23 protein-coding genes and 1 tRNA gene are annotated in these 21,362 nt (G+C 57.8%); 13 read left to right on the top strand and 11 right to left on the bottom strand.

Annotation, left to right across the window (positions count from 1 at the left end):
* Positions 1 to 354: 354 nt before the first annotated feature.
* Positions 355 to 430, bottom strand: a tRNA-Lys gene (locus ABJO75_RS14195).
* Between the two features lie 208 nt (positions 431 to 638).
* On the opposite strand from ABJO75_RS14195, the gene dapF reads away from it, so the two are divergent.
* Both dapF and mtaB read left to right on the top strand, forming a co-directional pair.
* Positions 639 to 1,481 carry a diaminopimelate epimerase gene (gene dapF, locus ABJO75_RS14190; RefSeq protein ID WP_348127071.1) on the top strand — a complete coding sequence of 281 codons (843 nt, stop codon included), beginning with the start codon at positions 639 to 641 and terminating at the stop codon, positions 1,479 to 1,481.
* Positions 1,478 to 2,728, top strand: coding sequence for a tRNA (N(6)-L-threonylcarbamoyladenosine(37)-C(2))-methylthiotransferase MtaB (gene mtaB / locus ABJO75_RS14185; RefSeq protein WP_348127068.1), 1,251 nt, complete (start codon positions 1,478 to 1,480; stop codon positions 2,726 to 2,728). Before dapF ends, mtaB begins: the two co-directional genes overlap by 4 nt.
* A gap of 8 nt (positions 2,729 to 2,736) precedes the next feature.
* Here mtaB and ubiG read toward each other — a convergent pair whose 3' ends face one another.
* Entirely contained in the window at positions 2,737 to 3,480 is a 744-nt protein-coding gene (gene ubiG / locus ABJO75_RS14180; RefSeq protein WP_348127065.1) for a bifunctional 2-polyprenyl-6-hydroxyphenol methylase/3-demethylubiquinol 3-O-methyltransferase UbiG, read from the bottom strand.
* Between the two features lie 49 nt (positions 3,481 to 3,529).
* On the opposite strand from ubiG, the gene pip reads away from it, so the two are divergent.
* The 6 genes from pip (at position 3,530) to infB (ending at position 10,852) form a co-directional block, all read left to right on the top strand.
* Positions 3,530 to 4,507 (top strand): prolyl aminopeptidase, encoded by a 978-nt coding sequence (pip, locus tag ABJO75_RS14175; RefSeq protein ID WP_348127063.1) that lies wholly within the window; start codon positions 3,530 to 3,532, stop codon positions 4,505 to 4,507.
* 1 nt (position 4,508) lies between these two features.
* Positions 4,509 to 5,318, top strand: a complete 810-nt coding sequence (locus ABJO75_RS14170) for an ABC transporter substrate-binding protein (RefSeq protein WP_348127060.1) — start codon at positions 4,509 to 4,511, stop codon at positions 5,316 to 5,318.
* A gap of 179 nt (positions 5,319 to 5,497) precedes the next feature.
* The gene (gene rimP / locus ABJO75_RS14165) at positions 5,498 to 6,073 is read left to right on the top strand and encodes a ribosome maturation factor RimP (protein WP_348127058.1); all 576 of its coding nucleotides are present in this window, start codon (positions 5,498 to 5,500) and stop codon (positions 6,071 to 6,073) included.
* Positions 6,073 to 7,713 carry a transcription termination factor NusA gene (nusA, locus tag ABJO75_RS14160; protein WP_348127056.1) on the top strand — a complete coding sequence of 547 codons (1,641 nt, stop codon included), beginning with the start codon at positions 6,073 to 6,075 and terminating at the stop codon, positions 7,711 to 7,713. Before rimP ends, nusA begins: the two co-directional genes overlap by 1 nt.
* A gap of 23 nt (positions 7,714 to 7,736) precedes the next feature.
* The gene (locus ABJO75_RS14155) at positions 7,737 to 8,357 is read left to right on the top strand and encodes an RNA-binding protein (protein WP_348127053.1); all 621 of its coding nucleotides are present in this window, start codon (positions 7,737 to 7,739) and stop codon (positions 8,355 to 8,357) included.
* Positions 8,358 to 8,365: 8 nt separating this feature from the next.
* Positions 8,366 to 10,852, top strand: coding sequence for a translation initiation factor IF-2 (gene infB, locus ABJO75_RS14150; protein ID WP_348127050.1), 2,487 nt, complete (start codon positions 8,366 to 8,368; stop codon positions 10,850 to 10,852).
* A 360-nt stretch (positions 10,853 to 11,212) separates the two neighbouring features.
* Here infB and ABJO75_RS14145 read toward each other — a convergent pair whose 3' ends face one another.
* From ABJO75_RS14145 to ABJO75_RS14130, 4 genes are read right to left on the bottom strand one after another with little or no spacing between them, the layout of a single operon-like run.
* Positions 11,213 to 11,656 (bottom strand): MarR family winged helix-turn-helix transcriptional regulator, encoded by a 444-nt coding sequence (locus ABJO75_RS14145; RefSeq protein ID WP_348127047.1) that lies wholly within the window; start codon positions 11,654 to 11,656, stop codon positions 11,213 to 11,215.
* A gap of 13 nt (positions 11,657 to 11,669) precedes the next feature.
* Entirely contained in the window at positions 11,670 to 12,500 is an 831-nt protein-coding gene (locus tag ABJO75_RS14140; RefSeq protein WP_348127044.1) for a carbon-nitrogen hydrolase family protein, read from the bottom strand.
* Positions 12,497 to 12,757, bottom strand: coding sequence for a glutaredoxin 3 (grxC, locus tag ABJO75_RS14135; RefSeq protein ID WP_348127041.1), 261 nt, complete (start codon positions 12,755 to 12,757; stop codon positions 12,497 to 12,499). The genes ABJO75_RS14140 and grxC overlap by 4 nt, the downstream gene beginning before the upstream one ends.
* 37 nt (positions 12,758 to 12,794) lie before the next feature.
* A complete protein-coding gene (locus tag ABJO75_RS14130; RefSeq protein ID WP_348127039.1) occupies positions 12,795 to 13,523 on the bottom strand; it encodes a ComF family protein in 729 nt (242 codons plus the stop codon).
* A gap of 17 nt (positions 13,524 to 13,540) precedes the next feature.
* On the opposite strand from ABJO75_RS14130, the gene ABJO75_RS14125 reads away from it, so the two are divergent.
* Both ABJO75_RS14125 and hemH read left to right on the top strand, forming a co-directional pair.
* The gene (locus tag ABJO75_RS14125) at positions 13,541 to 14,359 is read left to right on the top strand and encodes a methyltransferase domain-containing protein (RefSeq protein ID WP_348127036.1); all 819 of its coding nucleotides are present in this window, start codon (positions 13,541 to 13,543) and stop codon (positions 14,357 to 14,359) included.
* A 54-nt stretch (positions 14,360 to 14,413) separates the two neighbouring features.
* The gene (hemH, locus tag ABJO75_RS14120; protein WP_348127034.1) at positions 14,414 to 15,475 is read left to right on the top strand and encodes a ferrochelatase; all 1,062 of its coding nucleotides are present in this window, start codon (positions 14,414 to 14,416) and stop codon (positions 15,473 to 15,475) included.
* A gap of 72 nt (positions 15,476 to 15,547) precedes the next feature.
* Here the strand turns inward: hemH and ABJO75_RS14115 are convergent, their stop codons facing one another.
* Both ABJO75_RS14115 and ABJO75_RS14110 read right to left on the bottom strand, forming a co-directional pair.
* The gene (locus ABJO75_RS14115; protein ID WP_348127031.1) at positions 15,548 to 15,730 is read right to left on the bottom strand and encodes a hypothetical protein; all 183 of its coding nucleotides are present in this window, start codon (positions 15,728 to 15,730) and stop codon (positions 15,548 to 15,550) included.
* Positions 15,731 to 15,866: 136 nt separating this feature from the next.
* Positions 15,867 to 16,466, bottom strand: coding sequence for a L,D-transpeptidase family protein (locus tag ABJO75_RS14110; RefSeq protein WP_348127028.1), 600 nt, complete (start codon positions 16,464 to 16,466; stop codon positions 15,867 to 15,869).
* 168 nt (positions 16,467 to 16,634) lie between these two features.
* On the opposite strand from ABJO75_RS14110, the gene ABJO75_RS14105 reads away from it, so the two are divergent.
* The gene (locus ABJO75_RS14105; RefSeq protein WP_348127025.1) at positions 16,635 to 17,147 is read left to right on the top strand and encodes a CAP domain-containing protein; all 513 of its coding nucleotides are present in this window, start codon (positions 16,635 to 16,637) and stop codon (positions 17,145 to 17,147) included.
* Positions 17,148 to 17,201: 54 nt separating this feature from the next.
* Here ABJO75_RS14105 and msrA read toward each other — a convergent pair whose 3' ends face one another.
* Positions 17,202 to 17,852, bottom strand: a complete 651-nt coding sequence (msrA, locus tag ABJO75_RS14100; RefSeq protein WP_348127022.1) for a peptide-methionine (S)-S-oxide reductase MsrA — start codon at positions 17,850 to 17,852, stop codon at positions 17,202 to 17,204.
* 127 nt (positions 17,853 to 17,979) lie between these two features.
* Between msrA and ABJO75_RS14095 the strand changes: the two genes are divergently transcribed.
* A complete protein-coding gene (locus ABJO75_RS14095; RefSeq protein ID WP_348127020.1) occupies positions 17,980 to 18,888 on the top strand; it encodes a D-amino acid aminotransferase in 909 nt (302 codons plus the stop codon).
* Complete coding sequence (locus tag ABJO75_RS14090; RefSeq protein ID WP_348127018.1) at positions 18,888 to 19,601, top strand: HAD family hydrolase; 714 nt, start codon at positions 18,888 to 18,890, stop codon at positions 19,599 to 19,601. Before ABJO75_RS14095 ends, ABJO75_RS14090 begins: the two co-directional genes overlap by 1 nt.
* Here ABJO75_RS14090 and ABJO75_RS14085 read toward each other — a convergent pair.
* Both ABJO75_RS14085 and ABJO75_RS14080 read right to left on the bottom strand, forming a co-directional pair.
* Entirely contained in the window at positions 19,598 to 20,023 is a 426-nt protein-coding gene (locus ABJO75_RS14085) for a DUF1810 domain-containing protein (protein ID WP_348127015.1), read from the bottom strand. The genes ABJO75_RS14090 and ABJO75_RS14085 overlap by 4 nt on opposite strands.
* Positions 20,020 to 21,237, bottom strand: coding sequence for an argininosuccinate synthase (locus tag ABJO75_RS14080; protein ID WP_348127012.1), 1,218 nt, complete (start codon positions 21,235 to 21,237; stop codon positions 20,020 to 20,022). Before ABJO75_RS14080 ends, ABJO75_RS14085 begins: the two co-directional genes overlap by 4 nt.
* Positions 21,238 to 21,362: the final 125 nt, after the last annotated feature.

Below are 21,362 nucleotides of genomic sequence, written 5' to 3'. Positions count from 1 at the left end.
TGCCGTGCGACTTCGGAAAATAGGGCTTCAAACGCGCCATCTGCGCGTCGCTCAACCAGAAAAGATCAGACATATCACCGCTCAGTTTTCCGGCGGTGAATCATGATGCTCGCCTGAAATCAATGGGTCCAGACCCTAGGCTACCGCCCACCTGCGCCAGAGGCCATCGTTCAGATGGACCAAGGGCCATTCATGCACTAACTCTCAATTTGGACCACTCAAGTGGGGCTGTTCAAAACTTATCAGCGAGTATTGCCCCCCATATGTCCCCCAAGAAGTAACTCCGTGAGCACTTCCCGCGCGTTTCCGCTGGGGGCTGGAGTATTAAGCTATTCATTTTGTTGATAAATTCAGTGGTGAGCCGTGCAGGATTCGAACCTGCGACCCACTGATTAAAAGTCAGTTGCTCTACCAACTGAGCTAACGGCCCACACTATTTTGAATCGCTTGCCGATCCGTGATGCTCTCTATGCTAATCCATCCGACGGGATCAACCACATATTTCGCAAAAACCCGCCTGATACGGCGATTCCTGCGTTTGAGCACGGCGGCCTACCTAGAAAACCCGCAGGCTGCGGTCAAGTCCTGATGAACAGTTTCGTATCGGCGGACTGGATTCTCTTACATGGCGTGGATATATGCCGGGGATGCAGAACGATTTGGACACTGGTTTGCCCTTCATGAAAATGCACGGGCTTGGCAACGACTTTGTCGTTGTGGACGCACGTGCGCAGGATTGGCGGATCAACCCGGCAATGGCACAGGCTATTGCGGACCGTCATTTTGGCGTTGGGTTTGACCAGCTAGCCCTGATTGGCAACGGTGACGGTGACGCGCATCTGACCTTTTACAATGCGGATGGGTCTACATCTGCGGCGTGTGGCAACGCGACGCGCTGTATCGCGCGATATCTGATGGACGAAACGGGAAAGACTGAGCTTCGTCTGACAACGGATCGTGGGAAATTGCTGGCAAAGGACGTTGGCGCAGGGCAAACGGCGGTCAACATGGGCCAGCCCCAGCTCGACTGGCAGGATATTCCGCTGGCCGAAGCGATGGATACTCTTGAGCTTCCGATTGAAGGGGCGCCGACTGCGACCGGCATGGGCAATCCCCACTGTACATTTTTTGTCCCGGATGCCGAAGCAATTCCGCTGGTGGAGTTTGGGGCGCGTTACGAGCATCACCCGCTCTATCCCGAGCGTACGAATGTTCAGGTGGCGCAGGTTGTCGGACCCGACCACATCCGTATGCGGGTTTGGGAGCGTGGTGTCGGAGTGACACTTGCGTCCGGCTCATCGTCTTGTGCGACGGCAGTTGCGGCGGCGAGGCGCGGTTTGACAGGCCGGTCTGTGCAGATTGATCTGGATGGCGGCAGCCTGCTGGTCGATTGGCGTGATGATGGTGTCTGGATGACGGGGCCGACAATGACCGTCCTTTCGGGCCGGTTTACCGCCGAGTTTCTGGACAGTATTCGATGAACACGCCGAAGTTTACCACGCTGGGATGCCGGCTGAACGCCTATGAGACTGAGGCGATGAAAGAGTTGTCCGCTCAGGCTGGGCTAGACAATGCAGTGATCGTCAATACTTGCGCCGTGACCGCAGAGGCGGTCCGCAAGGGCCGACAAGAGATCCGGAAACTGCGGCGCGAAAATCCGGGTGCGCGCCTGATCGTCACCGGGTGCGCGGCTCAGGTCGATCCCGAGTCGTTTGCCGAAATGGCCGAAGTCGACGCGGTTATCGGCAATACTGAAAAAATGCAGGCCGGGACCTGGACGGGACTTGCCGGGGATTTCGGCACCGAAGCCGTTCAGGTCGACGACATCATGTCCGTGACTGAAACGGCGGGCCATTTGATCGACGGCTTCGGCACGCGCTCGCGCGCCTATGTGCAAGTTCAAAACGGCTGCGATCACCGCTGTACGTTTTGCATCATTCCCTATGGCCGGGGCAATTCGCGCAGCGTTCCGGCTGGCGTTGTGGTGGATCAGATCAAGCGACTGGTCGATCGTGGCTATAACGAAGTTGTGCTGACGGGAGTGGACCTGACCAGTTGGGGGGCCGATCTGCCGTCGGAACCACGTCTGGGCGATCTCGTCATGCGCATTCTAAAGCTGGTGCCGGATTTGCCCCGGCTCCGGATCAGTTCCATCGACAGTATCGAAGTCGATGAAAACCTGATGTCTGCAATCGCCACGGAACCGCGCCTGATGCCGCATCTGCACCTGTCTTTACAGCACGGGGATGACCTGATTCTCAAACGGATGAAGCGCCGACACCTGCGCGATGACGCGATCCGGTTCGCGCAAGAGGCGCGGGCATTGCGGCCCGATATGACGTTCGGGGCGGACATCATCGCCGGTTTCCCGACCGAAACCGAGGCGCATTTCGAGAATTCCCTTAAGCTGGTGCAGGAGTGCGACCTGACCTGGCTCCATGTCTTCCCTTATTCCAAGCGCGAAGGCACCCCAGCCGCACGCATTCCGAGCCAGGTGAACGGCAACATCATCAAAGACCGCGCCGCGCGTCTGCGGGCCGAAGGTGAGCGTCAGGTCAAACTCCACCTCGCGGCCCAGATTGGCAGAACGCATAAGGTTCTGATGGAAAACGCCCACATGGGACGCACGGAACAATTCACCGAAGTTCGCTTCGCCGCGCCCCAACCCGAGGGGCAGATTGTGCAAGCGACGATCACGGGAAGCGAAAACGGCCAGCTTTTGGCGTGATCAGGCCGTCAGGCCTTGGTGCTGGCGGTTACGTAATTAACGCTGAGATCGCGCGCCGAAAGGCTCCAGTCCCAAGTCACCGGATTGAACACAAAGCCCTTGCGATCCACGGGGGTCAGACCCGCCTGTGTCAGCAAGTCGTAAAGTTCGTCGGGTGTGATGAATTTGGACCATTCATGAGTGCCACGCGGCAGCCAGCGCATCACCACCTCAGCTCCTACGATTGCAACCATATACGACTTGGCGTTCCGGTTGATCGTCGAGCATATGTGCAGGCCGCGCGGTTTCAAAAGCGTCTTGCAGGCGGTCAGATAGGCCAGTGGGTCGGCAACGTGCTCGACCACTTCCATATTCAGAACTGCGTCAAATTGCTCGCCCGCATCGGCGAGCGCTTCGGCCGTGGTATGGCGGTAATCAATGTTCAGCCCCGATTGGGCTGCGTGCACCTGCGCGACGGGAATGTTGCGCTCTGCCGCGTCCGCTCCGACCACTTCGGCACCCAAGCGGGCCATCGGTTCGGACAAAAGACCGCCACCGCACCCGATATCCAGAATGCGAAGCCCTTTAAACGGAAGGTGCTCGGTCAGGTCGCGATCGAATTCTCCGGCAATCTGTGTCGTAATATAGTCGAGGCGACAAGGATTCAGCATATGGAGCGGTTTGAACTTTCCCGCCGGGTCCCACCATTCGGCCGCCATCGCTTCGAACTTGGCGACTTCCGCCGGGTCAACAGTATTTGGGGACGCTTGCATTCCTGTCTCCATGTGCTCTTTTATCAGATACGCATTATATAGGGCACGCATGGACAAATACCCGGACCAAAAGCGCGCAGTTCAGTATCTGTATCCGCCGATTGACCCATATGACCAGCAGATGCTGGAAACGGGCGACGGGCACACGATTTATGTCGAACAATGTGGCAACCCTGCGGGAACTCCCGTGATTGTCATGCATGGCGGCCCCGGAGGCGGGTGCAGCCCGGCAATGCGGCGGTATTTCGACCCGGAATTCTATCGCATTATCCTGTTTGATCAGCGCGGATGCGGACGGTCGCGGCCGCATGCGTCGGTCGTGAACAACACGACCTGGCACCTCGTGGATGATGCAGAACTGATTCGCCAAACACTCGATATCGACTCGTGGCTGGTCTTTGGTGGCAGTTGGGGCGCCACATTGTCGCTGATTTATGCGCAGGCGCACCCGGATCGAGTCCGGCACCTGATCCTGCGTGGCGTCTTTCTGATGACGCAGGCAGAGCTTGATTGGTTCTACGGTGGCGGTGCCGGAAAGTTCTGGCCCGAAGCCTGGGCGCGATTCTCTGCCCTGATTCCCGAAGATGAACGCGACGACATGATCGGCGCCTACAACCGGCGCCTGTTCTCCGGGGACCTGCCACTTGAAACCCGCTATGGGCGCGCTTGGTCGGCGTGGGAGAATTCGCTCGCCTCGATTCATTCAAATGGCATGTCGGGAGAAGGCCCCGGCGACTACGCGCGCGCCTTTGCCCGGCTGGAGAATCACTATTTCATCAATAAGGGATTTCTGGATCGTGATGGGCAAATCCTTGCTCAGGTCGATCGGATCGCTCATATTCCCGGCGTCATTGTTCAAGGGCGATATGATATGATCTGTCCACCAACATCCGCTTGGAATCTGGCCGAGGCCTGGCCTGCTGCAGATCTTAAATTGATCCGCAATGCAGGTCACGCGCTGTCCGAGCCGGGCATCAGCGCGGAACTGGTACGGGTGATGGACCGGATTGCCGAGGCGTTGACCTGATATGACAAGACTTGATCGCCGCGCCCTTTTTTCCTCCGGTGTTGCTGCAGCACTGCTCGCTGCAACGGGCGTGTCGCTTGAGGCATCTCCGCGTCAGGGTGGGCGCTTGCGAATCGCGCTCCCGCGAAGCGACGACAATCTTGCGCGGCTGGCGCATGGTGCTGCATACGATAGGCTGACCGAAATTGCGCCGAACGGGGCGCTCAACGGCGAGCTTGCAACAGGCTGGTACGCTGAGGCAAAGGGCCGTGAATGGGTCATTGATCTGCGCGAGGGCGTCAGGTTTCATGACGGAACAGCGGTGTGTGCCGCAGGTGTCGTTGAGTGTCTGACTGAGCCACTTGATCTCGCAAAGCACATTGAGGCGACAAACCCGATGCAGCTGCGAATCGAGCTTGAAGAGGCGCGATCCGACCTGCCGTTTGTCCTTGCCTCTCCCGAATTTGCCATCGCGCGACATGGAAATATTGGCACCGGGTGTTACCGGACCGAGCGTTTGGTGCCGGATCGGCAATATCTGGGGCAAAAGGTTACGGACCACTACAAGGCCGGACGCGCGGGATGGGTGGACACGGTCGAGGCCTTGGTCATTCCCGATGCTACCGTTCGTGCTGAGGCACTGCGCGACGGGTTTGTCGATATCGCAGCGATTCCCAAGGATGAATCCCTACGAGGGCACGCGGATCTGGTCTTTTACCCGTCTTCCGAAAACATGGCGCTGGCGATGCGCAAAAGTGTCGGAAGGCCGCGCGAAATTGGCGCGGGGCTGCTGGATGATGGCCGTTTGGCCGAGCGGTGGTGGCTCGGCTGAAACGCCTTTTGCCGGTGATATAGCGCGGCGATACCCGTCGGGGGTTGCAGATTCGGAATGCTGGGCGTATATGCCTTTTCAACAGCGGCGCGTCGGGCTCTGGTCCCGAGGCTCCACCGGAAATTTTGACGGGCCGCGGGCCCGTTTTTTTGTGCCCGCGCTCTGGATAGAAAGACACGATGAACGATCTGATTGCAAAAGCTGCGATTGACCGGCGTCTCGCCGAAATCATTACCCCGGTTATCGAAGACCTGGGGTTTGAGCTCGTGCGCATTCGGCTGATGAGCGGCAAGCAGACAACATTGCAGATCATGGTCGATCGGCCCGGCGGCGGAATCGAAGTGGATGATTGCGCCGAAGTCTCCAATGCTGTCAGCGCAACGCTGGATGTCGAAGACCCGATTCTGGATACCTATGCGCTCGAAGTCTCGAGCCCCGGCATCGACCGCCCGCTGACCCGGCTGAAAGATTTTGACACCTACGAAGGCTATGAGGCCAAGATTGAAACCACCGAGCTGATCGATGGCCGCCGCCGCTTCAAGGGCGAGCTGGCCGGGGTCGAAGGCGAAGAGGTGTTGATCAATATCGCAGAAGGCACCATCGGTCTGCAATTCGATTGGCTGAGTGATGCCAAACTGGTGTTGACCGACGATCTGATCAAGGAAATGCTCCGCCAACGCAAGGCGGCGGGCGCTCTGAACGAAGACCATTTTGACGAGATCGAGACCGAAGAGTCTCCTCAGGAGGACAACTGATGGCCATTACATCCGCCAACCAGCTCGAACTGCTGCAAACGGCCGAGGCCGTGGCGCGCGAAAAGATGATCGACCCCGGACTGGTGGTCGAGGCGATGGAAGAATCGCTCGCCCGCGCCGCCAAGAGCCGCTATGGCGCGGAAATGGACATCCGTGTGTCCATCGATCGCAAGACCGGCAAGGCGACGTTTACCCGTGTGCGTACAGTGGTCGATGAAGAAGAACTCGAGAACTATCAGGCCGAGTTCACCGTTGATCAGGCGAAACAGTATCTCGCGGAGCCTCAGATCGGCGATCAATACATCGAAGAAGTTCCCCCGGTGGAAATGGGCCGGATTGCAGCGCAAAGCGCCAAGCAGGTGATTCTGCAGCGTGTCCGTGAAGCCGAACGTGACCGTCAGTTCGAAGAATTCAAGGATCGTGCCGGCACCATCATCAACGGCGTCGTCAAGCGCGAGGAATATGGTAACGTCGTGGTTGACGTCGGCACCGGCGAAGCGATCCTGCGCCGCAACGAAAAGATCGGCCGCGAAAGCTATCGACCGAACGATCGTATCCGTTGCTACATCAAGGATGTGCGCCGCGAGCCGCGCGGTCCGCAGATTTTCCTGAGCCGGACTGCCCCGGAATTCATGGCGGCACTCTTCAAAATGGAAGTGCCCGAAATCTATGACGGCATCATCGAGATCAAGGCCGTTGCCCGTGACCCGGGAAGCCGCGCCAAGATCGCCGTGATTTCCTATGACAACAGCATTGACCCCGTCGGTGCCTGTGTCGGTATGCGCGGCAGCCGGGTGCAGGCCGTGGTGAACGAACTTCAGGGCGAAAAGATCGACATCATCCCATGGAATGAAGATCAGCCAACCTTCCTCGTGAACGCCCTGCAACCTGCAGAAGTCACCAAGGTGGTTCTGGACGAAGAAGCCGAGCGTATCGAAGTCGTGGTGCCGGAAGAGCAGTTGAGCCTCGCCATTGGTCGTCGCGGTCAGAACGTGCGTTTGGCCAGTCAACTGACCGGTCTGGATATCGACATCATGACCGAAGAAGAGGAAAGCGCGCGTCGCCAGAAAGAGTTCGAAGTGCGCACGAAGTTGTTCATGGACGCCTTGGATGTCGATGAGTTCTTTGCCCAGCTACTGGTTTCCGAAGGCTTTACCAATCTCGAAGAGGTTGCCTATGTCGAGCTGGATGAGCTTCTGGTGATCGACGGTGTTGACGAAGACACCGCCAAAGAGCTCCAGACACGTGCCCGCGAAAACCTCGAAGCACAGGCCAAAGCGGCGCTTGATAATGCCCGCGCTCTGGGTGTCGAGGACAGCCTGGTTGAATTTGAGGGTCTGACACCCCAGATGATTGAGGCGCTTGCCAAGGACGACGTCAAGACGCTGGAAGACTTTGCAACCTGTGCGGATTGGGAGCTGGCCGGCGGCTGGACGACAATCGATGGCGAGCGGGTCAAGGATGACGGTATCCTGGAACCCTTTGATATGTCGCTGGAAGAAGCCCAGTCTCTCGTAATGACTGCACGTATCCTGCTTGGTTGGGTCGATCCTGCCGATCTGGAAGCCGACGAAACAGAAGAAAACGAGGACGTGACGGCAGAAGACAGCGAAGAACAGACTTCGGAGGTCGGGGCCTGATCTCAGGCCCCGGTAGGGACAACATGAGTCGCGGTGGCGTCGTCAAGGACCGGTCGGACGGTCCGGATCGCAAGTGCATAGTCACGGGCGAAGTGCAGCCTAAATTCGGTCTGGTCCGGTTTGTTCTGGGCCCCGATGGGCAGGTGGTTCCGGATATTCTGGGCAAGTTGCCTGGGCGGGGTGTCTATGTCGCGGCAGATCGCGCGGCGGTGGACAAGGCAGTTGCCAAAAAGCTGTTTGCCCGTGGCCTCAAGACACAGGTTCAGATCCCCGAGGGGCTGACCGATGAAGTAGAGCGGCAACTGGCGCGCCGGGTCGTGGACCTGATCAGCCTGGCCCGCAAATCTGGCGCCGCTGTTGCCGGGTACGAAAAAGTAAAGGACTGGCTGTCCAAGGAAGAGGCATTGATCCTGCTTCAGGCCGTGGACGGTTCAGGCCGTGGAAAATCGAAACTAAGCACACCCCATTTTGGCCATTACATCGGTTGGTTGACGTCTGATGAGTTGGGATTGGCCTTCGGTCGCGAAACTGTGATACATGCGGCGCTCGCCTCTGGCGGACTCGCCCAACGTGTTGTAGAGGAAGCGCAGCGGTTGCGCGGTGTACGCAAAACGGAAGGCGGCAAGGGCCGCCTGGAAGGATAAAGAGCTTTATGAGCGATACTGACGGCAAAAAGACATTGGGCCTGCGTGGTGGTTCCCGTCCGGGGAACGTGAAGCAGAGTTTCAGTCACGGTCGGACCAAGAACGTTGTGGTCGAAACCAAGCGCAAGCGCGTTGTGGTTCCCAAGCCGGGTGCCGGCAAGTCCGGTTCTCCGATGTCCACGCCCGCCAGCGATCCGTCGCGGCGCCCTGCCGGTATTACCGATGCGGAAATGGACCGTCGTCTTAAGGCCGTGCAGGCCGCCAAGGCGCGCGAGACCGAAGAAGCTGCTGCACGCGCGGCAGAAGAACGCGAACGCGCGGCAGATCGTGAGCGCCGCCGTGCCGAAGCCGAGGCCAAGGAGCGTGAAGAGCGCGAGCGCGAAGAAGCGCTGAAGGCCAAGGCCGCCGAAGAAGAACGCCAGCGTCTGGAAGCGGAACAAGCGGCAAAGCGCGCCGCTGCTGCACCGGCCGCCGCGCCCGAAGCGGCCGCCGCGCCAAGGACAGCAAACAAACCCGCAGCCACGGCCCCTCGCAAGACGGACCGCGAACGCGAGCAACGCAACACGCGCGGCAAGGGCCGTGATGATGATGGGCGTCGTTCAGGCAAGCTGACGTTGAACCAAGCGTTGCGTGGCGGCGAAGGTGGACGGCAGCGGTCGATGGCCGCAATGAAGCGTAAACAGGAACGCGCACGCCAGAAGGCGATGGGCGGCAGTGTTGAGCGCGAAAAGGTGGTGCGGAACGTAAATCTGCCCGAGGCGATCGTGGTTTCCGAACTGGCGAACCGCATGGCGGAACGCGTCGGTGAAGTCGTCAAATCGCTGATGAACATGGGCATGATGGTCACGCAGAACCAGACCATTGATGCGGATACCGCAGAACTGATCATCGAGGAATTTGGCCACAAGGTTGTGCGCGTCTCTGACGCCGACGTCGAAGACGTCATCACCCAGACCGAGGATGATGAAGCGGATCTGATGCCGCGTCCGCCGGTCATCACCGTGATGGGCCATGTCGACCACGGCAAGACCTCGCTGCTTGATGCGATTCGGAAAGCAAAGGTGGTTTCCGGCGAAGCGGGTGGCATTACCCAGCACATCGGTGCCTATCAGGTCAAAACCGAAGACGGACAGCTGTTGTCCTTCCTCGATACACCTGGCCACGCTGCGTTTACGTCAATGCGCTCGCGTGGTGCCCAGGTCACCGATATTGTTGTTCTGGTCGTTGCTGCGGATGACGCGGTGATGCCGCAGACCATTGAGGCGATCAACCACGCCAAGGCGGCCAAGGTCCCGATGATCGTGGCGATCAACAAGATCGACCGCCCGGATGCCAATCCTGACAAGGTGCGCACCGATCTGCTTCAGCACGAAGTGGTCGTCGAAAAGATGTCAGGCGATGTTCAAGACGTCGAAGTGTCGGCAATCAATGGCACGGGTCTGGACCAGTTGCTCGAAGCAATCGCGCTTCAGGCAGAGATCCTTGAACTGCACGCTAACCCGAACCGCGCGGCACAGGGTGCCGTTATCGAAGCCAAGCTCGATATAGGTCGTGGCCCGGTGGCAACAGTTCTGGTGCAGAATGGCACCTTGCGTCAGGGCGATATCTTTGTCGTCGGTGAGCAGTGGGGTAAGGTTCGCGCCATGGAGAACGACAAGGGTGAGCGGGTCAATGACGCCGGCCCGTCGGTTCCTGTCGAGGTTCTCGGCCTTAATGGCACACCTGAAGCGGGCGACGTGCTGAACGTTGTCGATACCGAAGCACAAGCGCGCGAAATCGCTGATTACCGTGCCAATCTCGCCAAGGAAAAACGTGCTGCGGCTGGTGCTGCGACCACGCTCGAACAGTTGATGGCGAACGCCAAGGCAGACGAGAACGTCAGCGAGTTGCCGATTCTGGTCAAGGCCGATGTGCAGGGCTCTGCAGAAGCGATCGTTCAGGCAATGGAGAAGATCGGCAACGACGAAGTCCGCGTGCGCGTGCTGCATTCGGGTGTTGGTGCCATCACTGAAACCGATGTCGGCCTGGCCGAGGCAAGCGGTGCACCGATAATGGGCTTCAACGTTCGTGCCAATGCGAGTGCGCGGAACACGGCGAACCAGAAGAGTGTTGAGATACGGTATTATTCGGTGATCTATGACCTTGTTGACGACGTCAAAGCCGCGGCAAGCGGACTGCTGAGCGCCGAGATTCGCGAAAAGTTCATCGGTTACGCCGAGATCAAGGAAGTGTTCAAGGTGACAGGCGTTGGCAAAGTTGCCGGCTGTCTGGTGACCGAGGGCGTCGCCCGCCGCAGCGCTGGTGTGCGTCTTCTGCGTGACAACGTGGTGATCCACGAAGGGACGCTGAAAACGCTGAAGCGGTTCAAGGACGAAGTTGCTGAAGTACAGTCAGGTCAGGAATGCGGTATGGCGTTCGAAAACTATGACGACATCCGCCCGGCAGACGTGATCGAGATCTTTGAACGCGAAGAAGTGACACGTACGCTGGACTGATCCGGAAAATAGAAGCTGCTTATGAAGGGCGCGCTCAATTCGAGCGTGCCCTTCGTCATTTTGAGCCTTAAGGCTGATCAGATAGCCGAGCTAACCGGCTTGCCCATGAACTCGCTTGACCCGACGCGAACCGCAATACGGCCGTCAGGCAACGCACGAACAAATGTGCCTTGAATCAAAATGCATGTGCCGATGAGAATTGTGCGAAGCATCCCGTTCCTCCCAAAACTACGCCATTCAACAATATGCACAAATTGACATCAAACTACTAATAAATTGGTATATGTTTCCAGCAGGAGCGGAATTATTGCGAAAGTTACGCAACGTTGGCGAAATTGTCACAAAAGATGCGTATAATACTCAACCATTTGCTTCAAGGCGCATCCGAAGCTCCCGCAACACGGGTAAAACGGCGCGAACCTTGGCGGTGCCCAATTCGCCCACGACCTGATTGATCACCGGCGTCAGCGCCGAAATCGCCTGTTCACGCGCCTGTCTTCCCGCAGGGCTGATCGCGACAAGCTTGCGTCTGGCATCGTCCCAATCCGGGCGAATGTGCACATAACCGGCGAGTTCAAGTTTGCCCAAAGTGTTTGTCATCGCCCCACGGGTGACGTGGAATGTATCGGCCAGCTGCGCCGGAGTGCGCTCCTTGCTGATGACCGCAAGGTGGTTGAGCACCGAGAAATGCGAGATCTCCATCCCCTTGGGCAACACTTTGCTTAGCCGATTTCGCAGCAATTGGTCCGCCGCCAGAATCTCGCTGAACAGAGTTACAGCGAGGGCATTCGTGTCGTCGTTCATGACCGTGGCATCGCTATGGGCCCTCGAATTGGCGGGTATGCGTGAGAGAGGGCACCTTGCGGCGCGCCTCATCTACCGCCGAGTCATCCATATCAAAGACGAACACGCCGGTTTCAGTGCCCGCATCGAGCAACACTTCCCCCCAGGGTGATACCACGAGGCTATGCCCGTATGTCTTACGGGGTTTCCCATTGCCGCTCTGATGAACACCAGTCTGTGCAGGGGCCAGCACATAGCAGCCGTTTTCAATTGCACGGGCGCGCAGAAGGCTATGCCAATGCGCAGCGCCGGTGACATAGGAAAACGCGGCAGGAACCGTCAGGATGCGCGCGCCAGCTTGCGCCAAGGCTCGGTAAAGATAGGGGAAACGAATATCGTAACAGATACTCAAGCCGATCTTTCCAAAGGGAGTATCGGCGACAACCGCCCGGTCTCCGGGGCGGTATCCGTCCGATTCGCGATATGTTTCTTCCGGCGTGACCTGCACATCAAACATGTGGACCTTGTCATACCGCGCCTGAATCTCGCCATCCGGGGCGATCAGAATGGATCGGTTGGCGAATCGTCCGTCCGCATCCTGAGTCTTGAGCCCCAGTGAACCGATCAGAAGCCATATGTTCAGCTCGGCGGCCTGTGCACGTAGAGCGGCAAGCGTTGCGTCCTCGGATTCCACCTTGAGAACATCATTCTGATGACGCCGGCTTGTAGAGAGACAGTTTGAGACTTCTGGCGTCAGAACAAAACCTGCTCCAGCACTGGCAGCCTCGGCAACAAATCCCTGAATTTTCCCGAGGTTTTCATCAGGATCGTCGGAAGAACTTAGCTGAACCAGAGCCGTTTTCATGATATGGACAGCAATGCATCGAGTTTGCCTGCCCGTTCGAGCGCAAAGAGATCATCGCAGCCACCAACATGCATCTCGCCGACAAAGATCTGTGGCACGGTTCGCCCGCCTTGCGCGCGCTGGATCATTTCCGGCTTGCGTTCCGGATTGGCCAAGACGTCGATTTCAGAGAAATCGACACCCTTCTGATCCAACAGCCGTTTGGCAGCGTGACAAAAACCACAAAGTGGCGATGTATAAATTTCGACCGTTTGCATTCGCGTACCTCTGATATGTGACCGTGTTGTCGATGATCTAAGCATCCATTGCAACTCGTGCCAGTGTCAGCACCCGTACATCTTTCGCTCCGCTCGCCTGACAAGCCACGGAACAGGCACTGAGCGTCGCGCCGGTGGTCATGACATCATCAATCAGCAATACGGTGCGCCCCTGCAGCCGTTCCATGCGATTCGGATTGAGCTGAATGGCGTCCTTGAGGGTGATAAACCGTTGTTCGGCCGTTTTCCCTTCGAGCGTCGCAGTCCGTTTTCGTCGCAGCAATTGGTCAGGGCAGACTTCGATCCCCAGTTCCTGTGCCAAAGACTGCGCTAGCAAGGCCGACTGATTGTAACGCCGTTTCAGAAACCGGGACCAGTGTAGCGGAACGGGCACCACAATCGTATCCGGTACAAGGATCGTCCGTGCCGCATGTGCCAACCAGCGACCAGCGGGGCGGGCGATCTCTGGTCGATCCCCATGTTTCAGCGCTAGAACCAGTTGCCGGGCGCGGCCCTCGTACATCAGTGCCGCACGGCCGTGGGACCAGGGGTGCGGGTGCGCCATGCAATCGTCGCATTCGATCCGGTGTCCATCAACCGCGCCCGGCAAAGGAGTGCCACAGGATTCGCATACTGTCCCACCGATGAACGAGGTCTCGCGCCAGCAGGGTCCACATAAGCCAAAATCGCTTTCCACCATGTAGCCACAACCAAGGCACCGCGGAGGGTACAGTAGGGATACTGCTGTTTGAATCCTTGCCAACATCCGCCTAGTTTCCGCCCATGACCCATGCACCCCGGATATTTGACCGCATTGCCCTGCTGCGCCACCGCAGTCGCGCCCGCGCTGACGACCTTTTCTTGCAGCAACTCGCTGTCGACGAGATCAAGGATCGCCTTTCGATGGTTAACAGGACCTTTAAATCCATCGCCATCGTGACCGGATTTCCCGAGATCTGGCAGCATGACTTCACGGACGCAAAGTTGGTTTCAGACAGCGATACGCTGGAGCTTGAGGCAGGGCAGCATGATTTGGTCATCCATGCCATGTGCTTGCATTGGTCGAACGATCCGGTTGGTCAGATCATTCAATGCCGTCGCGCCCTGATCCCAGACGGTCTGTTCCTGGGGGTTTTGCTTGGTGGGCGTACGCTTTACGAACTTCGCGCCGCGCTGACTGATGCAGAAAGCCGTGTGTCAGGGGGAATTTCTCCACGAGTTTCGCCCATGGCGGAAATCCGCGAAGTCGGAGCGCTACTCCAGCGTGCAGGGCTGAACCTTCCGGTCGCGGATGGGCACGCATCAATTGCGAAATACCGGGATCTGGCCCACCTCATGCTAGATCTGCGTGACATGGGCGAAACAAATGCGCTCGCCTCACGGCTGCGCCGGCCAACACCGCGCCCGGTGTTCGAGATGGCGCAAGCGCTCTATCGCGAGAATTATGCCACGCCTGATGGATACCTGCCTGCCACGTTTGAGATGATTTGCCTGACGGGTTGGTCGCCCGATGACAGCCAGCCAAAGCCGCTGCGTCCAGGTTCGGCACAGGCCCGCCTTGCGGATGCCCTGATGACTCGTGAAACCAAACTGCCTGATTGACCCGAAGGCAAAAGCGGTTATCTGCACAGAAACACCCTGCGATCAGGATACACAATGCTCGACACATCCAATGCCGCACCGCGCCCTGCGCATGCCCCCGCCGATCACCCCGGTATTCCTCCTGAAAAGGTTGGTGTGTTGCTCGCCAATCTCGGGACGCCCGACAATTACGACTATTGGTCCATGCGGCGGTATCTGAGCGAGTTTCTTTCGGACAAGCGCGTCATCGATTATCCGTCGTGGAAATGGCAGCCCTTGCTGCAGCTGATCATTCTGTCAAAGCGACCATTTTCCAGCGGCGCAGCATATAAGTCGATCTGGAATGAAGAGCAGGGGGAAAGCCCGCTCATGACCATCACCAAGGATCAGACTGCCAAAATAACCCAGGCGATGGCCGACCGCCATGGTGACCGTGTCATGGTCGATTTTTGCATGCGCTATGGTAATCCATCGACCAAATCTCGGGTCCAAAATATGATCGCGGCCGGGTGCCGCAAGATCCTGTTCTTTCCGCTCTACCCGCAATATGCGGGTGCTACCTCGGCGACAGCAAATGATGCGTTCTTTCGCGCGTTGATGGATGAAAAATGGCAGCCTGCCGCGCGCACGGTTGCCCCATATTTTGATCAGCCCGCCTATATCGATGCGCTCGCGCAATCTGTCGAACGCGCCTATGCGGGTCTGGATCGTCGACCTGATGTTCTCGTCTGTTCCTATCACGGTGTCCCGATCCGTTATCTGACCGAAGGCGATCCATATCATTGCCACTGCCAGAAAACCTCGCGACTGCTTCGCGAGCGGTTGGGTTGGGACGACAGCGACATCACGACAACCTTTCAGTCCCGGTTTGGGCCGGAAGAGTGGCTACAGCCCTATACCGTCGAAGAGGTTGCCCGTCTGGCCCAGAGCGGCAAGAAGAACATCGCCATCTGTGCGCCGGCGTTTTCCGCTGATTGCATTGAGACACTTGAAGAAATCAACGAGGAGATAAAGGACAGTTTCATCGAGGCTGGCGGTGAAACCTTTACCTATATCCCATGCCTGAACGATGACGACGCCCATATCGCGGCGCTCGCGGGGGTGATCGATCAGAATCTGAACGGATGGATCGACTGACGATTAATCCCGGTCAGCCAAAGAAAAAGGCGGTGGAAATCCACCGCCTTTTCCCTAGTCTAGTGCCAGTGATTAGCTTGCTGCAACAGCGGCGCCAACCAGAACCAGCAGCAGCAACGGCAGCCAGATGCCGCTCGAAGAGCTGGTTGTTTCTTCTACGATAACGGGTGCTTCCACGACGGGCTCTGCCAGGTTGCCAGCAGTTGCGGTCGAAGCAGCACCAGCCAGTGCAGCGGCGAGAACGAGTTTCTTCATATTAACCTCCAGAGTTAGCACGGTCCATTCAAACGAACCGCGCACCATGACTTACCTCGTGTTTTTTCTATGCAGCAATGTGCAGCGATTGCAAACTGTTGATTGAAGGATGAGGCCCACGAACACGGCAATGTCGTCAAATTAGCAACACTTGTGTGCCGACCTTGGTCATCCCGAATAGCTCTTCGATGTGGTTGTTATAGAGACCGATGCAACCGTTCGATGATTGGCGCCCAATTTTGCGCGTATCGTGCGTGCCGTGAATTCGATAGTATTTCCAGCCCAGATACAAAGCGTGCGTACCCAGTGGGTTATCGGGTCCGGGTGGGACATAGCTTGGCCATTCCGGGTTCCGCTTTCGCATTGAAGGAGTCGGGCTCCAGCTGGGGCCGACAACCTTGCGGATCACGCTGGTCCGACCGCGACGCGTCATCTCTTCGGTCAGGGGAACACTGGACGGGAAGAGTTTGTAGGTCGTTTGGTCCTCTGACCAAAAATGAAGCGCCCGCGAGCGGGTATCAACCAGAATCGCGCCGTTCCTCAGAGAGCTGAAATGCGGTCGCCAGTCGACCGACCGAAAGCTCGAAATATTGTGTCGCACCGGCGCTTCGGCTTCTGGCGGTGGCCGCAGCGGGTCATATCCCTCTTCCTGAGCAATAAGTGGCGCAGCGGCAAAGGCAGCGCCCGTGGCCAGAAAACTGCGGCGTGTCTGCGTCGTATTTGGTTTAAATTTCATCTCGATCACCTGCGTTACGTCGACGTACCGAATCGTACGAATCATATGGCCAGAATGCCGCAGTCGCAAATCAATCGGTTGCAATGGCCTGTAAGACAGCAAGTGTGAGTTTGCGCATCGCTGCTCTTCAGGTTAATTGCAATCGGAACATACATGTCGGGGTAGCCCATGATACGCTTCATTTCCTTCTTGTTGGCCGGTCTTTTGGTGCTCTCGGCATGTGACACGCCCACATCGGGTGGCATCGGTGCCGATGGGCTGCCACTTCCCAAGGTCTATAAGATCCGCAACAGTCAAAAAGACGACATCCAGTTTCGCGTTCTTGATTCCGTCAATGCCCTCCGTTCGGCTGCAGGTGCCGGACCGGTACAGCTGAATTCACAGCTCAACGCCGCCGCAGCCACCCACTCCCGAGATATGTCGGTGCAAAACCGGCCATGGCATTTCGGTTCTGACGGATCGTCGCCCATCGACCGGGCGCAGCGCGCCGGTTATCCGGGCGCGATGCTTGGCGAAAACATCTCTGAAACCTACGAGACCGAACTGGAAACACTGGCCGCGTGGATGGATGCAACCGGCACACGCGATGTGATCATGGACCGACGCGCCCGCGACATGGGGTTCTCGTGGTATCAGGATTCCAGTGGCAAGATCTGGTGGACCATGTTGATGGGTGGCTGAGGGTCTTCAACCTTATCTAACCCACCGAGCCTTACCCGTGCTGACAGGCAAGGATCACCCCAACGCTTTGCCCCAAAGTTCCTTTACACGCGCGTCGCGGCCGCAGGCATCGCGATAGAACTTGTAGGCCGTAGCCTGTGATTTCGGTCCGGCTCGCGTCAAAACCAACGAGCGCCCTTTGTAATAGTCCTGGTGATAATCCTCAGCCAGATAAAACGGTGATGCGGGCAGGATCGGTGTGACAATCGTTTGGCCCAACTCCGCCTGCGCGGCGGCAACGGCCTTTTTGGCCAAAGTCGTTTCGCTTTGGCCTGATACAAATATTGCGGTTCTGTAGCTATCGCCGCGGTCACAGAATTGTCCGCCGGCATCGGTGGGATCAACTGAACGCAGGAACATGTCCATCAGCGTCGTCCGGCTGATTGTATCCGGATCAAAGGTTATCTGTACCGCCTCGTAGTGGCCGGTTCCACCACGCGTCACCTGTTTGTAGGTAGGGTTCGCGATCTGACCACCCGTATAGCCTGACACCGCGCCGATCACGCCGTTCACCTTTTCAAAATCCGCTTCTACACACCAGAAACACCCTCCTGCAACCGTCAGGGTCTGCGGTTCTGCGGCGTTGACTTCGTGTCCTTTGATCCAGAACGCGGTCGCAATCAGGATCGTCAGAAGAATCGGCTTAAAGGTGTTCAGTGTTTTCATTTCTCTCTCCATCAACGCACAGGTTGTCTTGTTGCCAGAGACCGGGCAAGACATGACATGAAATGTCACGCCGAGGTGACGGCAAGTGACCGGGAAGCGCCGCGCAAGAACGGGTCGGGAGACACCTATGACAGAGAAAATGTCGACACATCAGGCCGAAGAAGACGCCAGAAACGAAGACATCCGCATTTACGTGGACGGTCGAATCGTACCCAAGGCCCAAGCAACGGTCAGTGTCTATGACAGCGGCTTCATGCTGGGCGATGGCGTCTGGGAGGGGCTGCGTCTCTACAACGGGACATGGGCGTTTCTGAACGAGCACATGGACCGGCTGTTTGAGGCCGCCAAGGCGATTGATCTGGATATCGGTCTGGATCGTGAGGGCGTGATCGCGGCCTTGCGTGAAACACAGGCCGCCAATGACATGCAAACCGATGCCCATGCGCGGCTGATGGTGACGCGCGGGGTCAAGATGCGTCCGTTTCAGCATCCCTCCCTCAGCAAATCGGGTCCGACCATGGTGATCATCATGGAGCATTCGCGACCCCGATTGCCCCGGCCCATCCAACTGGCAACAGTTCCGCATCTGCGGGGGCTGCCGATGACGCAAGATCCCAAACTGAACAGCCATTCCAAGCTGAACTGCATCCTTGCCTGCATTGCGGCGGAAAAAGCCGGGGCCGACGAGGCGCTGATGCTGGATGTGAACGGGTTCGTAAATACCACCAATGCCTGCAACTTCTTTATCGTGCGCAAAGGCGAAGTTTGGACCAGCACCGGGGATTATTGCATGAACGGGATTACCCGGCAAAAAGTGATCGACCTATGCCGGGAAAATGACATCCCCGTGCACGAGCGCAATTATAGCCTGGTTGATACCTATGGCGCAGACGAGGCGTTTCTGACCGGCACGTTCGGCGCGCAAACGCCAGTCGGGTCAATCGACGGGCGACGCATCGGCAGCGGTGATCTGGGTCCGATGACGGAACGGATTCGCGCGCTGTACAAGGGCCTCATCGAAAAGGAATGCGCCTGATGCGGATTGCAATGTGGTCGGGGCCACGAAATCTGTCGACGGCAATGATGTATTCGTTCGGCGCGCGCGACGATTGCGCCGTGGTGGATGAACCATTCTACGCCGCCTATCTTGCCGCAACGGGGCTGGACCACCCAATGAGCGAGGCGATTCTCAAAGCGCAATCGACCGATCCCAGTGACGTGATTGAGTCGATCACCGGCCCGGTACCCGGAGATTTCGCCCATTATTACCAAAAACACATGACCCAACACATGGTGCCGGGCGTGTCGCGCAAATGGATGCGGGACATGGTCAATGTGTTCCTGATCCGGCATCCCGCGCGTGTGATTGCCAGCTATGCCGCCAAACGCGAGGATCCGACGCTTGATGACATCGGCTTTGCCCAGCAAGCGGAACTGTTTGACGAAGTGAACAGCTGGCAGGGCAGCCCGGTGGTGATCGACAGCACAGACATCCGCAAGGATCCGGACAAGATGCTGAGGCGACTCTGCAAGGCCATCGGCCTGCCGTTCACGCCCAAAATGCTGTCCTGGCCGCGCGGTGGACACCCCGAAGATGGCCCATGGGCGCCGCATTGGTATGGATCTGTCTGGAAAAGCACCGGATTTGCTGCCGCCGAAGGGCCGCTGCCACATGTGCCGGAACATCTGCAGGACGTGCACGACGCTGCGATGAAGCACTATAACCGGTTGAAAACAGTCGCTCTCTAGATATTCAGCGCCTGTTGCGTCAACGGGCAGGGCTCACCGTTGAAAAAGGCGTCGAGAACAGTCGAGAATTCGTCGGGCGCGCCGGGTACGGCGGCAAACAACGTCATCGATGACCGAAGCTTTTGTGCGTCAGTCGATCCCAGTATGTCCTCTGCTGACGTGTCCCGATGGCTCAGCAACAGGCGGCTCACTTCGACGAGGCGCCCGCGCAATACAGGATCGCCCAGATAGGCACGCGCTTCGGCTAGATTGTGGATGCCATAAAGCTGGGCCATGTGTGACTGGCCCAGCGACGCCAGTTGCGGAAACACAAACCACATCCAGTGGCTCTGTTTCTTGCCCGCCGTTAGTTCAGAAATCACCGACGCCCACACAGTATCCTGTGCCTCTATAAAGAGCTCGGCGTCGGTTTCATCTGTCATTTGAGGCGGCGGTTCCGCATTGCAATCAACCGCAGACGCAGCGCGTTGAGCTTGATGAACCCGGCGGCGTCCTTCTGATCATAGGCACCCGCGTCGTCCTCGAACGTGACGTGTTCTTCGGAGTAGAGTGACATATCCGACCAACGACCAACCGTGCGCGCGAGACCCTTGTAGAGTTTTAGGCGGACGGTACCGGTCACGTGCTCTTGGCTCTTGTCGATCAGTGCCTGCAACATCTCGCGTTCGGGGCTGTACCAGAAGCCGTTGTAAATCAGTTCCGCATATTGCGGCATGATCTGATCTTTGAGGTGCGCGGCTCCGCGATCCAGCGTAATCTGTTCGATCCCGCGATGCGCCTCGAGCAAAACGGTGCCACCCGGCGTTTCATAGATGCCGCGCGATTTCATCCCGACAAAGCGCCCTTCGACAAGGTCCAACCGGCCAATGCCGTGTTTGCCACCAAGCTCATTCAGCCGCGTCAGGATGGTGGCGGGCGACATCGCCTCACCATTGATGCTGACCGCATCGCCTTTTTCAAAGCCGATTTCGATGAACTCAGGCTCGTTCGGCGCATCCTCGGGGTGGACGGTCCGCTGGTAAACGTAATCCGGCGCCTCTTCGGCAGGATCCTCAAGGACCTTACCCTCGGACGACGTGTGCAGCAGGTTTGCATCTACCGAAAAGGGTGCCTCGCCGCGCTTGTCCTTGGCGATCGGAATCTGGTTCTTTTCAGCAAAATCAATCAGCTTGGTCCGGCTGGACAGATCCCACTCGCGCCAGGGCGCGATCACCTTGATGTCCGGGTTCAACGCATAAGCGGCCAGTTCGAACCGGACCTGGTCGTTCCCTTTGCCGGTTGCGCCGTGGGCCACCGCGTCGGCACCGGTTTCTTCCGCAATCTCGACCAGTCGCTTGGAAATCAGCGGGCGCGCGATCGAGGTACCCAGCAGGTAAAGCCCTTCGTAGAGGGCATTCGCGCGGAACATCGGAAACACAAAGTCGCGCACGAATTCTTCGCGCAGGTCTTCGATATAAATGTCACTCGCGCCCATCATCTCGGCTTTGCGTCGTGCCGGCTCAAGCTCTTCGCCCTGACCGAGATCGGCGGTAAAGGTAACCACCTCGCAACCGTATTCGGTTTGCAACCATTTCAGGATGATCGACGTATCCAGACCGCCGGAATAGGCCAGTACGACTTTTTTGGGCGCAGACATAAAAGTAACCTCATCAGTGGATTGCAGCGCCGATACCGTCTTTTGGCCGAAGGGGCAAGATGCCGGGGCTTTCTATAGGCCAAAGCAGGGTTTAACGTCCGGGAGAAGACTGTTTTGGGAGTTAG

Origin of the sequence: Sedimentitalea sp. (assembly GCF_039973035.1) — a bacterium.
Lineage (GTDB): Bacteria > Pseudomonadota > Alphaproteobacteria > Rhodobacterales > Rhodobacteraceae > Sedimentitalea.
This window is presented reverse-complemented; position numbering and strand designations above follow the sequence as displayed.